Below are 13654 nucleotides of genomic sequence, written 5' to 3' on the forward strand. Positions count from 1 at the left end.
CCAAAAAAAAGCGTACTCTGGGTACGCTTTTTTAGCTTAAATGTTGGGGTTGTTCATCCACTACCTCAGCCTGCCATTGATTCATTTGTTTTTCCAACAAACCAAATAACGCAGCCTGAATCATATGCTGGGCAACCATAGGAGTTTGGTCTCCAAGAAGTGCTTTGACTTCATCATTAAACTGAATCTTAACCAAAGGTTCCTGTTCTGAATCAGCATTTCGCAGTGCCAATTCACCACCTTCAAGTTGAACCAGTTCCAGAATGGCTTCCTGGCTACCAAATAATTCTTTCAACTGTTGAATAGACATAAATCCTCCATGTTCAACATGGTGGCAAAGAGCAACTGCACTTTGCGCTATATGAGATTTATATATAGGAACTCTTGTAGCAGATTTCAAGTTCTCTATAGGAATTGGGATTAAAATTCCACCATTTCATTGCGAAAGCCATCAATCAAATGACTTAATTCACGATGCCATTCGCGTAGAATTTTGACATCAGGCAACCATGATTGCGGGCCTTGCGTGACTTTGATGATCAAGTGTGAAGACGTTTCTTCTTCTGGCGTTGGCTCAGTGGGTTCAGGTGCGTATTGACACATCCGATAAGCGCGTTTAAGTTCAGCAATAAAGCCATCTTTCGCGAGTTGCTGAAGAACAAGGACTTCTGGTGAAACCTGTCCTTTCTCTGCCATTTTATCTTCAATTGACTTTAGGGTCGGTTGCATATCTGTTAAGCGATAGTAACGTACTAGCTCCTGTAAAAAAGCCAGCACTGCACCGTGTAAATGAAACACTGCGGTTTCTCGATACGCTTGTGCCTGTTGTACGTGTTCAATTTGCTCGGCTTGTTGACACGCCAGACGTGCAAAATACAACTTTTGATTGGTACGATCGGCATGATAACGAGCAACACGAGACATGATTTTTCCTTAACTGAACTCAACGAATGCTATACATTAGCTTAACTGGATATGGGGCAATTCGACAACTTTTTCAAATCGAAAAGACATGCGCCAAACAATAAAAATTTAAAAAATTATCAGGTCTCTGCTGCTTTGACTCGAATCCCAGCACCCTTAACTTTAAAGGTATTCAAACCCTTGATTGCTTTAATCGCTTCACGCGCATGTGGCATTTCTACAAAACCAAAACCTTTGGATTTACCTGAGGCTGGATCTAGGACCAATACACAGGACTCTACTTGCCCAAAAGGTTGAAACAACTCGAGCAGTTCCTGTTCAGTAATGGAACGTTCGAGATTACGGACGAGGATTTTCATGATTTAACCTTTTAGACAGCGTGAATTACGCATTGAAATTTTGAATATATGAAACAGTTTAATCGAGATCGATCCCAAAACTAAATCGTTTCTGCCGAACTTGCGTTTTTTGTGGAAATCTAGGAACGATTTGATGAATTTCTGCCTTTACCAGTGTTTGCGGTAAATCATTCAGAAAATAACTCTCAATTTTACGACCTTGTTCATCGTATTGATCTTGTGCCCACGTATTATAGTTTTGCTTGGTAATAATCAACTCATTTTCAGCACGGGTTAGAGCAACATAAAGGACACGGCGCTCTTCTTCTACTTCGTCAAAATCGCCCTGCGCCCGCGCATGCGGATAAGAGTTGGGAGAAACATGCGGTACATAACAAACTTTCTGTTCAGCGCCTTTGGCTGAATGAATGGTAATGATCGTCACCAAGTCCTGATCACCTGCGCGTTCAATTTCAGACACAGAAATTGGTTCTAACACATATTCTTCCAAAAATTCGGACAATGCACCGTGCTTACGTCCCAATTGCTTGACCAGATCAAAATCTTTGACGCGACGCGACCAATCCTGTGTTTTATAGTTTTGCTCTGACTGCTCAGATAAGGCCTCCAATGCCAACGCAATTGAAGCTTCAACATGTTGTTGCAGTACATCCAGTTGTTTTAAAATTAAAATTGCCGATGTTGCTACTTTACCGTGACGCTCCAAGCGTTCACAGCGGGCTTCAATATCTGGCAAGGCAATAAGTTCATGCGCCAGTTTACTGGCTCCTACATCACCGACACCGTTCCAAAGCGTTAAAAACCGCATCCAAGCGATATCATCTTGTGGATTAATCACCACTCGTAGCATACTCAAAACGTCTTTGACATGCGCCGATTCAAGCAGTTTTACACCACCAATGAAACGATAGGGAATATTGCTAGAGATAAAAGCCCCTTCGAGATAACGCGCTGAAAAGCCAGAGCGAACTAGCAGCATATGCTCATTCCAGTTTACACCCTGCTGTTGACGTGCCATCAAGTCCTGAGCAATCCAGTTGGCTTCTTCAAATTCATTATTGAAAATATGCAACTGTGGCTTTAAACCATGGCCACGATGCGCTTTGAGTTGTTTATCATAGTGAATCGGACTATCTGCCAAAAGCCAGTTAGAAATATCCAGAATTTCCTGCGTAGAACGATAATTTTCTTCAAGCGTTAGCACTTGAGCATCTGGAATACGTTCCTTAAAATGATGAATATTTTCAAAATCTGCACCGCGAAATCCATAAATTGACTGCGCATCATCGCCTACACAGAATAAGCTGACATGCTCAATCAAAGGTTGCAAAATGGCCCATTGCAGCGGATTGGTATCCTGCATTTCATCAACCAGAAGCACTTTGCAAAATTTAGCAACCCACTGCACCAGTTCAGGTGAGTTTTGCAGATTCACCGCCACGATCGCCAAAATATCGTCATAATCCAGAAAATGGCGTTCCTGTTTACGCGCTTCATAGGCCTGCATCAACTCTGCAATCTGAGCTTTGTGCTCCATTGCTTCAGGCAGTTGTTTGATTAAAGCATCGGATAGTTTTGATTGGGTATTACGTGCATAAGAATACACATCACAAAGCTGCGCTGCTTTGGGTAAGACATTGTCTTTATCTTTACCACGCAGTAACCGAAACATCAGCATTTGATCATCCCGATCAATAATCGTGAAATGTCCAAGTCCAAAAGCTTGCGGATTACGGCGCAATAAGTACATGCAAAAAGTATGAAATGTTGAAGCGCGCAGCCCTTTTGCAGGTGCGCCCAAATGCTGCTCGACACGAGTCACAATTTCACTGGCGGCACGTCGGGTAAAGGTCAAAATCTGGATTTGATCGGCCGCTGTACCTGTATGAATTAAATGAGCAGCTCTTGCAACGATCGTTTTGGTTTTACCACAGCCAGCACCTGCCAATATCAGACAATGCTGTGCATCCGTCGTAGCGGCACGATACTGTTGAGGATTTAACTCACCAATTAACTGCTCAAAACTCATAAGACCAAATATAAAACCAAATATAAAAAAGAATAGACCCTAGTGTAGCAGAGTCTATTCTTTTGCGGTGAAACCTGTTTTTTTAGGCTTTGATCAAACTTAAGAGGTTGTAGTTGAGCTATGCGGCAAATGTTTTATCGCAGAAGCTAAACTCAAATAATTAATCCCTTGAAATAGAATATCTACTGCCAAAAACAAACCAAGCACCCAAAATGGCGCATCAGGCGAAGTCAAAATAATAACCCCGGTAATAAATGTTAAAATACCTGAAATCAACGTCCATCCCCACCCTGCTACAGGTTTGATGACAAAGGCATTAATAAAACGAAAAATACCAGCGACAATTAAAGCGAAAGCCAATAAATTAGTCAGGATGACGGCTGTTGTGATGGGCGCTTTAAAAATATAATAGCCAGCAACAAAATACAGTATCCCAAATAATGCCCATAACCAACTGCCAATCCCTTTAAATAATTTAAATCCTGCAACGATATGAATCACACCACCAATCATGATGAGTACGCCAAATAAATAAACCACTGAAAGCGTTGCTAATGCCAATGATCCAAATAGAATAATGCCAAATATAATCAGCATGATACCGCATGCTATATACCATTTTCTTTGTTGCTGTAATTCTTCTGTAATTATATCGTTACCAACAGTTTTCATATTTTTACTCTCTTATTTATCATGAATGTATCGTATTATATTGTATGATTATTAGTCAGAATTCTGTATAAAATATGCATCTACTTTGATATTTTATATTATTCTTACATTTGATATTTTATATTATTCTTACACATGAAAACTTTCTCTGCAAATCGGTTCACATATTACTGAATATATTGCACCTGATTACGTCCTTGAGATTTCGCCAAATACAGCAGTTCGTCTGCCGACTTTAAAAAAGTCGTCGCATCCAAATAGTTTTTTTCTGTATCCAGTGTATTTACACCAATACTCACCGTAACTTTGGAAAAAATATTTTCTGCTTTACTTGGAATATTCAGCTCAAAAATCTGACAACGACATTTTTCAGCCATTTGAATCGCATCTTGTAAGCAGGTTTCAGGTAGAAGAATCACAAACTCCTCTCCACCAAAGCGCGCTACGAAATCAGAAGCACGGCTAAACATATTCCTCAACTGACCTGCAATCGTGATAAGGCACACATCGCCCTGAAGATGGCCATAACGATCATTATAATCCTTAAAAAAATCGACATCGATAAACAAGACTGACAAAGGACGCTGGTAACGGAGTGAACGGCTAAATTCATATTCAATTTGTTCACTTAAGGCTTTGCGATTAGCAACACCTGTCAATGCATCTAGTAATAGCAACTGCTGATTTTTTTGATTCAGTGATTCTAGTTCCAGCTCCAATTTTTTACGTTCAGAAATATCGAACATAAAACCAATAATCGCGACAGTTTCCCCTTCCTCTATCTCGGCATAAACCACATCCCGAATCCAGATGTAGTCACCACTTGGCGTTAACGCGCGATAATCTGCTTCATGATCTGTCCCCTGATTGGAGAGATTGACACAATAAGATACCGTTTTTTCACGGTCTTCTTCATGAATGCGATCTATCCAGTCCTGTGCAGTTTTCCAACTATCTTGAGGCCATCCCAAAACGCTTTCAATTTGTGGCCCAATATAGCTGAACTCTTTGGTTCGCCAATCAATTTTCCACGGGATAGCACGGGTGGATTCCAATAAGGTTTTATAAAATTGATAGTCTTGACAATCGATCATATCTGCCCCCGATGTCTGTTTTGAAAATGGATGATTCTTGGTTAAATATATGGATATTGATTTTGTTTTAAATGTGATTTAGATCACAAGTTATTTATTTATTCAAATTATCAGTCTTTCAGTATAAATGTCAATATCTATTTAAAAACATCAATTTATGTAAAAATAAAATGAAAAATAATGTTTTTAATCTTTTAATTAGACAAAAAGTTTCATCTATTTTAACCAACCAACTTCTTGAGCAGTTAAATGATTCAATATGGTTTGGTTTAAGTGTTCAGGCATTTTATTTTCATGATCTGAAACAGGAATTTTCCCCGCCATCAGTTCAGCCTGTTTTTGCGGATAATGAGGTTGCTGTTCAGGCTTAGCATAACCGATTGGATAAATCGGTTGCCCTGTTTGTAAATCGTACTTATCTGTTGCTCCAAATGCATGTAGTAATTCATGTGTCAGGACAATATTATTTTGTGAATCTTGTTTTTTTGATGCAAATAAATTAACTGATCCAATTCGTCCTTTTTCCAAAGCAGTCGAATGCTTAAGCTGATTGATGTATTGAGGATCATAATAGTTCAGATATAAGGTCACAGATGCATGCTGATCTTCAGATTTTCGTTGTTGCCACGCATAAAACCTAAATTTAAGACTCCACCACATGACGTTTAAAATGGATGATTCTTCGGGAACTCGTGGTGGTTTGGCAGTTAAGGTTCGCCCTATTTTCATGATCACGAAAATAGGCTGTCGATAATTGGCAGACTGTTGTTCTAAATAGCTTTTTACTTCGACAAACTGGCTCAACTGGAGTTGTTGGATATATTGTGATGTAGAGGCGTGACCATCTGCATTCACTGGGTGCAATAACACCACAATTGGCCGATTCCAGTTTTGATTCTGGTCACGCCAGTTATTGATTAGCACCACCAATAAAATCAAGAGTAAGATGGCGATACGAATATTTTTCCAAAATGAAGCTTTTTTGGGTGATGCCATACATATCCTTGAAACTATGGCATTAGCCTAGCGACTTTTACTTTATCATTTTTTTCAGAGAATACGATCCATCCACTATGAATGGACTTTATAGCTTCTTCATAATTTCTAATATTAAAGTCAGAAGTTTCAAGAATTTTTACAAGACTAGAAATCTTAGCCCACCCATGAATATCTGCATGTTGAGCAATGGCTTTCTGTACGAATTTCACAAAAGTGCTAAAACTACGTTTTCTTAAATACATTTGGCTGCCTTGCATCTTAGTTTCAAATAAATCCAAAGCTTGTATTAAACCGGATAGTTTTGCATATCCATAATTCCGAGTATCAAAATCTGGCTTAACAGTTGAAATATAAGTTCCTACTGTTCCTAAATATGCCCAACCACTATCATCAGAATTATCTTTTACTGCTTTATAAATAAGATTTAATGTCGCTACGTCAATTTGATGTTTAATTACTACTTTTTCATCAGTTCCTTGTTTAATATCTTTAATATCCTCTTTTTTTACTAAATTGTCCTCTTGCTTAGCGTCATTCAAAATAAGATTTTCGACATAGATAAACTTATCACAGGCTTTACGAAATGCTTCGGGTGTTTTGTTACGACCAAAACCATAAACGGTTAGGCCGCTTTCTCTGATTCTGGAAGCCAGTGGAGTAAAGTCACTGTCACTTGATACGATACAGAATCCATCTAAAGCCCCCCCATAGAGCAAATCCATTGCATCAATAATTAAAATCATGTCTGTAGCATCTTTGCCAGATGTATAGGCAAACTGCTGGACAGGTGTAATGGCATGCGGAAGCAAAACATCGCGCCATTTTTTTAAAGACTCACTACTCCAATCTCCATATACCCGCTTTACGCTCGCAATACCATATTTGGCAACTTCCTCAAGAATCGACTCTATAGAATTCACTGAAGAATTATCAGCATCAATTAGAACCGCTAATTTTTTTATTTTAATGTCCATTTCTATCTCAGAATATTTTACTTTAGATATGATAAAGGCGAATTTTATTCGCCTTTATCACTCATTTATTGACTATTTAAGCCTCAGCCCATTTCCCATCTTGATACAGCAGACTCCATTTAGTCTGTTTACCTTCTGGCGTCTCAGAACCAATGTATTGTGCCTGATTTTTACGGCTAAACTTGATCAACGTCGGATTACCTTCTGGATCAACATCAGGAGCTTGAAGCAAATATTGATACTTTGGATCAAGTTGATCTGCAACAGTACGTAGTTCTGCAACTTTCGGCGCACGAGTTTCACGAATTTTCGGGAACTTGCTGGCTGCTAGAAACAAACCTGCTGCGCCATCACGCAACACAAAATAATCATCATGTTTAGTCGAGCGCAAGTGTTCCATTTTAATTGGATCAACACGTGGTGGTGCAGGTTGTCCATTTTTCAAAACTTTACGGGTATTGTCACAACTGGTACAGGCAAAGTATGGTCCAAAGCGACCTGTCTTTAACTGCATTTCACCATCACATTTGTCACATGGAATGGTTGGACCATCATAGCCCTTGATTTTGAATTCGCCTTCTTCGACTTCATAGCCATCACAGTCTGGATTATTACCACAAACATGTAATTTTCGACCGCCATCAATCACATAACTATCCATCGCGGTGCCACATTTTGCACAACGATGTTTAGACATCAGATCAGCAGTTTCCGCCGAATCATCATCGGAAAAGGCAGCTAATGATTCGACTGGTGTCAGATTCAGGGTGCCTTTACAACGTTCTTTCGGTGGAAGATTATAGCCAGAACAACCTAAAAATACCCCTGTGGTTCCTGTACGAATCTGCATGGGTCGTCCACATAACTGACAGGCGACACTAGGAACTTCAACAGGTTGATTACGGCGCATACCTTCTGCACTAGCCGCGGTATTTAAACGATTTTTAAAGTCACCGTAAAAACTATCGAGCAATTCTTTCCAGTTACGATCTCCTGTTGCCACACGGTCGAGTTGACCTTCCAGATCTGCGGTAAAAGCATAATTCATCAGATTATTAAAGCTTTCATCCAGACGATCGGTGACAATTTCACCCATTTTTTCGGCAAATAGGCGACGATTTTCCAGTTTCACATAACCACGATCTTGAATCGTCGAAATAATCGCAGCATAAGTCGATGGACGACCAATTCCGCGTTTTTCAAGTTCTTTGACCAATGAGGCTTCGGTAAATCGTGCAGGGGGTTTGGTAAAATGCTGACTTGGATCAAGCTTTTCAAGCTTAAGAATTTCACCCACTTTTACCGCTGGGAGTAATACATCATCATCCGACTTATTGGCACCACGAACTCTGGTAAAACCATCAAATACCAAAGTACGCCCTTTGGCACGTAACTCGACATTATTGGCTTCTACGGTCAAGGTCGATGATAAATATTCAGCAGGTGTCATTTGACAAGCAACAAATTGTCGCCAAATCAAATCATATAACCGCTGTGCATCACGCTCCATTCCTGCAAGTTGATCCCCTGTTAGCGCGACACTTGAAGGTCGAATCGCCTCATGCGCTTCTTGTGCACCCGCTTTGTTACCATAACGGTTTGGCTTGGCAGGAACATATTTATCACCAAAATTTTGCTGAATATGATCGCGCACCATATTCACCGCATCATCACTTAAAAAGGTCGAGTCGGTACGCATATACGTGATAAAACCACCTTCATACAGACGTTGCGCCAACATCATGGTCTTTTTCACTGAAAAGCCAAGACGAGTACTCGCTGCTTGTTGCAAGGTCGACGTAATATACGGCGCACTTGGATTAACCTTAGTCGGCTTATCTTCACGCTGCGCGACTTTATATTCTGCATCTTTAAGCAGATGAAGAACCGCATCTGTTTCAGCTTTATTGCGTAGCTTTAAGGTTTTTCCCGCTTGCTTAAAGGCTTCCAGACGAATGTCATCTTTTTTCGAAGTGGTGTCCGCAAAAATCTGCCAGTATTCTTCAGGTATAAAAGCACGAATTTCACGTTCACGCTCAACCACCAATTTAACGGCTACCGATTGAACACGTCCTGCTGATAAACCACGGGCGATTTTTTCCCAAAGGAGTGGAGAAATCATAAAGCCTACGACACGATCTAGAAAACGACGTGCCTGTTGTGCATTGACTTTATTGGTATCGAGACGTGAAGGATGCTTAAAAGCTTCCTGAATGGCATTTTTGGTGATCTCGTTAAACACCACACGTTGATAACGACTGTCATCACCGCCAATCACCTCTTTTAAATGCCAAGCGATAGCTTCTCCTTCACGGTCCAAGTCCGTTGCGAGATAAACTTCATCAACCTGAGAAGCCAGTTTTTTAAGCTCTGCAACCACGTGTTCCTTGCCTGGTAGCACTTCATAATGTGCTTTCCAGTCATGTTCAGGATCTACACCCATACGATTAATCAATGCCGTTTGTGCTTTTTGCTCTTTTTCTTCGGCAGTCAATTTGGCACGTGTTGCTGGTTTTTTTTCACTAGATTTGGCTGAACCACCTGTCGGCAAATCACGCACGTGACCCACCGAAGACTTCACAATGTATTGTGAACCTAAATATTTGTTGATGGTTTTCGCTTTTGCAGGCGACTCCACAATCACTAAGGCACGTTTGTTTGCAGCAGACTCAGAAGATGCTGTCGTGCTTTTTTTGCTTGTGGATCGAGGGGCATTCGCCATAATAAACTGTTATTCCTGTTGGTAAATAAAGAGTTAGACCGTAGCGAGTTGTAATAAATACGCTTTCATGTCTTCAAGTTGTGTGGCTTTAATATCCGTTTCTTCATCCCAATACAAGCCCACACAGTTTGCCTGCATATCAATAGCATAAATCCCTTTTAATGCAATGGGAGAATCATTAAATTTCTGATCGCCTTCAATCACATTGAGATGACCATCCACAACACGAGCACGCATTAATGGTAATCGAGCCTCTGGAATAAGAACGCTATAGTAAGCGACCATACTGGCACGGTTCTCAGTGGCTTTCGGGATTTTTGTCCATTCAGGTGCCGCAACCAAGCGCGGGTGTAGCCCCATCTTACGTGCTTTGTCTCGCATCAATCCTAAAGCTTTTTCACGTGGGCTGACACGCAAGCCAAAAATTGAGCCTAAAACAAAAACGACGATAATGATCGTCACCCATAAACCTAAATGTTCCATACCTAACCCTATCGTGTTCTATTATTAGATTTGCATAAGCTCAATATAAAACGCAAGTTTTTCATGCTTCATGCTACTTTTATCATGCAAAATCAATGGATCACCATTTGCGCAGTATAATGTAACTGGTCATCATCAAGTTGAATATAGCCTTTATCCAGCAAAGATTTCATCAGCATTTGAATATCGGCTTTGGGAAACCAGTCCTGTAATCGATCTCTTAAACTAAAAATATCTTTAGGACGATCATGCTGAAGTTCATCCAGTTTTTGTAATACTTGCCATTGCAACTCATCCAGCTCTGGGGGAAATGGGCCTTCTACGACAGGTTGCTGTTGTTGTAAAAATTGCATAATCGTGTCTACATCACCCACCACCACTTGTGGCATTGCTAGCGCTGAATTTTTTTCTTGTGTGACGGATTCAGTCATTTGAGTTGGAAGTTTCGCTTTACGGTTTTCATGCTGATTTAAATCAAGACTAATCCATTGTTTTAAAATTTTCTTACGGAAACTCAATTGAGAAGTGTCACGTCGAATAATTTTTAAGTGAATTAACATGGCAACCATCTGTGAAACTTGCTCGTCTGAAACCTGCAAAATATTGCCAATTGAATTGTGTAATCCTTCAAGAGTTGCTGGTAAACCTTTCGTATTGGCCAGCGCATCGCAATATTTTTTGACTTGTAACAACATGGGTTGTGCCTGAAAACTAGCCGCTGTCGGTAACTGATATTCGGTTTTATCATTATTTTTATACGCTGTTTGTAATACCACCTTTCGCCCTGAATTTTGCAAGATTTCAATCAATAAATGAATCTCTCTCATAGTCGAAATCAGTTCAATTTCAATATGTTCTTCGGTTAAAGCCAGTAATTGTCCAGCAAGCATGGCATAAGCCAATTCTTTTTTGGAAATAGGAGGCACATCCAACATCATGACCATGCCAGAAGTCACCCAACCTGCAAGCTCGGTCATATCTTCCAAAGCATAGTCAAATTGACCCGTTAAATTAAATAGATAAACCAATTGATCATGTTCAATGTAAGCACGTAGCGTTTTGGCTTGGAGTGGATTTTTTTCAAGATCAATGAGAACAACATTTTTCATGGTACAAATCACTTTGCTTCAATATTTAATAAAAACGATATACACATTAGTAATGCGGTGGTTTATTACTTAAAGGGTCAAATGGCGCAATACCTTCTGATAAATCTGCCGATTCAACACGTTGATACAAAAGCTGCATTTGTTTTTTTAAATCAGCAATTTCTTTAGACTGAACTGCCAATTGCGTATTGAGCTGATCAACTAAATCGTCTAAAAATGCAATTCGGACTTGCAAATCTTCAATGGGTGCGGAAAATGACGCATGATCATCATAATCTGTTGGTTTAGTCATTTAACTCTCCTCATTTGGGATTTTGGAAAACATTATGGCCTATATTACTTTAAGGGATGTCCAACTGGCATTTGGTGGACCCGCCCTCCTCGACGGCGCGAACTTTGTATTGGAGCGCGGCGAACGAGTGTGTTTGATCGGTCGTAATGGCGAAGGCAAGTCTACTTTACTTAAGCTGATTGAGGGAAGTTTATTACCTGATCGCGGCGAAGTTTCTATTCAAAATGGCCTCACCGTTTCGATGTTGGCACAAGACGTACCCATGGATTCAGGCAAAGTTGCCGATATTGTCGCAGATGGCGCGGGTGAAGCGGCCATTGTACTCAAAGCATATCATGAAGCCAGTGATGCCTGTGTATTGGGCGATATGGATGCTTGTGACCGCATGGGGCATTTACAGCATAAACTGGATCAAGTTGATGGCTGGGCACTCGAAAATAAAGTCAATACTATTTTAGGGAAAATGGGGCTTGATCCAGATGCAGATCTTGCTGACCTGTCAGGTGGTCGTAAACGTCGTGTATTACTTGCACGCGCACTCCTGACCCAACCTGATATTTTATTGCTTGATGAGCCGACTAACCACTTGGATGTTGAAAGTATTGAATGGCTAGAAAAATTCTTACTGGAACAGAATAATTTAACCTTATTATTTATCTCGCATGACCGTTCGTTTGTAGATCGTTTAGCGACCCGTATTGTGGAACTGGATCGAGGGATCTTGCGTAGCTATGAAGGTAATTATTCACGTTATTTAGATTTAAAAGCACAGCAACTCGAAGCTGAAGAAAAACAAAATGCCCTGTTTGAGAAGAAACTGGCAGAAGAAGAAGCATGGATCCGTCAAGGCATTAAAGCACGTCGTACCCGTAATGAAGGCCGCGTTCGTGCCCTAAAAGCTTTGCGTGAAGAATCCAAAGCCCGCCGCTTCCAGCAGGGCAAAGTCAATATGGGCGTTCAGGATGCTCAGCGTTCAGGTAAGCTGGTGTTTGATATTGAACATTTAAGTGTCAGCTACGATAACAACCTCTTGATTCGCGACTTCTCTGCGGTGGTGTTACGCGGTGACCGTATTGGTCTGGTCGGTGATAATGGTGTCGGCAAAACTACCTTGATTAAAGCGATTTTGGGTGAAATTGTACACACAGGTATAGTGAAAACAGGTACCCAGCTTGAAGTCGCTTATTTTGATCAATTGCGCAATCAGCTTGAGCTCGAAAAATCTGTGATGGCGAATGTCTCGGAAGGTTCGGACTTTGTCGATGTAAACGGTCAACGCCGTCATATTTATAGCTATTTACAAGACTTTCTGTTTTCACCTGAGCGTGCACGTACCCCTGTCAAAGCGCTGTCGGGCGGTGAGCGGAATCGTGTGCTATTGGCGAAATTATTGCTTAAACCATCAAATCTGATCGTGATGGACGAACCAACTAATGATCTGGATATGGTGACTTTAGAGCTTCTTGAGGAAATGTTGGCAGATTATAAAGGGACATTGCTGTTGATTAGCCATGACCGTGCCTTTATGGATAATGTTGTGACCTCAACTTGGGTATTTGATGGTAAAGGCGGTATCGAAGAATATGTTGGCGGTTATCAGGACTATCTGTTGCAACGCCCGAATCAAACCGTAGTTGATCAAAAATCTGATGTTAAAAAAGCGCAGGCCAAAGCAGAAGCCAACAAAGTTGTTGCTCCTACCAAAAAAATAAAATTGAGTTTTAAAGACCAACGTGAATTGGAACAACTGCCTGCCGAGATTGAAAAACTGGAAGCCGAGCAAAGCACCTTATCTGATCAACTTGCCGACGGTTCATGGTTTGTTAAAGATGCCGCAGCAGCCACTCAGGCGAGTCAGCGTTTAGCCGAAATTGAAGAGCAATTGCTTGAAAAACTGGAACGTTGGGATGAACTGGAAAATTTAAGTAAAGGGAATACCTAATACTGGGACTCCCCTTTTCATTTTGAAATGGGGAGAAACTTTAGCTAATCTAAAA

Annotated in this window: 13 protein-coding genes; 1 reads left to right on the forward strand and 12 read right to left on the reverse strand. The window is 40.6% G+C overall.

What is annotated here, in order from left to right; all coding sequences use genetic code 11:
• Window positions 1-31: 31 nt before the first annotated feature.
• From EGS47_RS05070 to EGS47_RS05125, 12 genes are all read right to left on the reverse strand, one after another.
• Window positions 32-310, reverse strand: coding sequence for a hypothetical protein (locus tag EGS47_RS05070; protein WP_004991363.1), 279 nt, complete (start codon window positions 308-310; stop codon window positions 32-34).
• Between the two features lie 110 nt (window positions 311-420).
• Complete coding sequence (locus EGS47_RS05075; protein ID WP_004991364.1) at window positions 421-924, reverse strand: DUF6586 family protein; 504 nt, start codon at window positions 922-924, stop codon at window positions 421-423.
• A 119-nt stretch (window positions 925-1043) separates the two neighbouring features.
• The gene (locus EGS47_RS05080) at window positions 1044-1283 is read right to left on the reverse strand and encodes an RNA recognition motif domain-containing protein (RefSeq protein ID WP_004991365.1); all 240 of its coding nucleotides are present in this window, start codon (window positions 1281-1283) and stop codon (window positions 1044-1046) included.
• A 58-nt stretch (window positions 1284-1341) separates the two neighbouring features.
• Complete coding sequence (locus tag EGS47_RS05085; protein WP_125269258.1) at window positions 1342-3312, reverse strand: ATP-dependent helicase; 1971 nt, start codon at window positions 3310-3312, stop codon at window positions 1342-1344.
• Between the two features lie 99 nt (window positions 3313-3411).
• Window positions 3412-3984, reverse strand: a complete 573-nt coding sequence (locus tag EGS47_RS05090) for an HdeD family acid-resistance protein (protein WP_044433895.1) — start codon at window positions 3982-3984, stop codon at window positions 3412-3414.
• 167 nt (window positions 3985-4151) lie between these two features.
• Window positions 4152-5078 carry a sensor domain-containing diguanylate cyclase gene (locus EGS47_RS05095; protein WP_004991372.1) on the reverse strand — a complete coding sequence of 309 codons (927 nt, stop codon included), beginning with the start codon at window positions 5076-5078 and terminating at the stop codon, window positions 4152-4154.
• Between the two features lie 216 nt (window positions 5079-5294).
• Window positions 5295-6074: a hypothetical protein gene (locus EGS47_RS05100; RefSeq protein ID WP_004991374.1), complete on the reverse strand. Its 780-nt coding sequence runs from the start codon at window positions 6072-6074 to the stop codon at window positions 5295-5297.
• A gap of 14 nt (window positions 6075-6088) precedes the next feature.
• Complete coding sequence (locus EGS47_RS05105) at window positions 6089-7051, reverse strand: NYN domain-containing protein (RefSeq protein WP_004991375.1); 963 nt, start codon at window positions 7049-7051, stop codon at window positions 6089-6091.
• A gap of 76 nt (window positions 7052-7127) precedes the next feature.
• Window positions 7128-9773: a type I DNA topoisomerase gene (topA, locus tag EGS47_RS05110; protein WP_005001350.1), complete on the reverse strand. Its 2646-nt coding sequence runs from the start codon at window positions 9771-9773 to the stop codon at window positions 7128-7130.
• A 33-nt stretch (window positions 9774-9806) separates the two neighbouring features.
• Window positions 9807-10256, reverse strand: coding sequence for a hypothetical protein (locus EGS47_RS05115; RefSeq protein ID WP_005001349.1), 450 nt, complete (start codon window positions 10254-10256; stop codon window positions 9807-9809).
• Window positions 10257-10348: 92 nt separating this feature from the next.
• Window positions 10349-11365 (reverse strand): hypothetical protein, encoded by a 1017-nt coding sequence (locus tag EGS47_RS05120; protein ID WP_005001348.1) that lies wholly within the window; start codon window positions 11363-11365, stop codon window positions 10349-10351.
• A gap of 46 nt (window positions 11366-11411) precedes the next feature.
• Complete coding sequence (locus EGS47_RS05125; protein ID WP_004991383.1) at window positions 11412-11657, reverse strand: SlyX family protein; 246 nt, start codon at window positions 11655-11657, stop codon at window positions 11412-11414.
• Between the two features lie 34 nt (window positions 11658-11691).
• Here EGS47_RS05125 and EGS47_RS05130 point away from each other — a divergent pair, with 34 nt between their 5' ends.
• Window positions 11692-13599, forward strand: a complete 1908-nt coding sequence (locus EGS47_RS05130) for an ATP-binding cassette domain-containing protein (RefSeq protein ID WP_005001347.1) — start codon at window positions 11692-11694, stop codon at window positions 13597-13599.
• The last annotated feature ends 55 nt before the right edge of the window (window positions 13600-13654 follow it).

Origin of the sequence: Acinetobacter sp. FDAARGOS_515 (genome assembly GCF_003938865.1) — a bacterium.
GTDB lineage: Bacteria > Pseudomonadota > Gammaproteobacteria > Pseudomonadales > Moraxellaceae > Acinetobacter > Acinetobacter ursingii.

What these genes read in the sequence shown, in the direction of transcription:
- EGS47_RS05115 (WP_005001349.1), bottom strand. Translation starts at nt 10,256, where the DNA reads ATGGAACATTTAGGTTTATGGGTGACGATCATTATCGTCGTTTTTGTT.
- EGS47_RS05130 (WP_005001347.1), top strand. Translation starts at nt 11,692, where the DNA reads ATGGCCTATATTACTTTAAGGGATGTCCAACTGGCATTTGGTGGACCC.
- EGS47_RS05120 (WP_005001348.1), bottom strand. Translation starts at nt 11,365, where the DNA reads ATGAAAAATGTTGTTCTCATTGATCTTGAAAAAAATCCACTCCAAGCC.
- EGS47_RS05075 (WP_004991364.1), bottom strand. Translation starts at nt 924, where the DNA reads ATGTCTCGTGTTGCTCGTTATCATGCCGATCGTACCAATCAAAAGTTG.
- EGS47_RS05095 (WP_004991372.1), bottom strand. Translation starts at nt 5,078, where the DNA reads ATGATCGATTGTCAAGACTATCAATTTTATAAAACCTTATTGGAATCC.
- EGS47_RS05070 (WP_004991363.1), bottom strand. Translation starts at nt 310, where the DNA reads ATGTCTATTCAACAGTTGAAAGAATTATTTGGTAGCCAGGAAGCCATT.
- EGS47_RS05105 (WP_004991375.1), bottom strand. Translation starts at nt 7,051, where the DNA reads ATGGACATTAAAATAAAAAAATTAGCGGTTCTAATTGATGCTGATAAT.
- EGS47_RS05100 (WP_004991374.1), bottom strand. Translation starts at nt 6,074, where the DNA reads ATGGCATCACCCAAAAAAGCTTCATTTTGGAAAAATATTCGTATCGCC.
- EGS47_RS05125 (WP_004991383.1), bottom strand. Translation starts at nt 11,657, where the DNA reads ATGACTAAACCAACAGATTATGATGATCATGCGTCATTTTCCGCACCC.
- EGS47_RS05080 (WP_004991365.1), bottom strand. Translation starts at nt 1,283, where the DNA reads ATGAAAATCCTCGTCCGTAATCTCGAACGTTCCATTACTGAACAGGAA.
- EGS47_RS05085 (WP_125269258.1), bottom strand. Translation starts at nt 3,312, where the DNA reads ATGAGTTTTGAGCAGTTAATTGGTGAGTTAAATCCTCAACAGTATCGT.
- topA (WP_005001350.1), bottom strand. Translation starts at nt 9,773, where the DNA reads ATGGCGAATGCCCCTCGATCCACAAGCAAAAAAAGCACGACAGCATCT.
- EGS47_RS05090 (WP_044433895.1), bottom strand. Translation starts at nt 3,984, where the DNA reads ATGAAAACTGTTGGTAACGATATAATTACAGAAGAATTACAGCAACAA.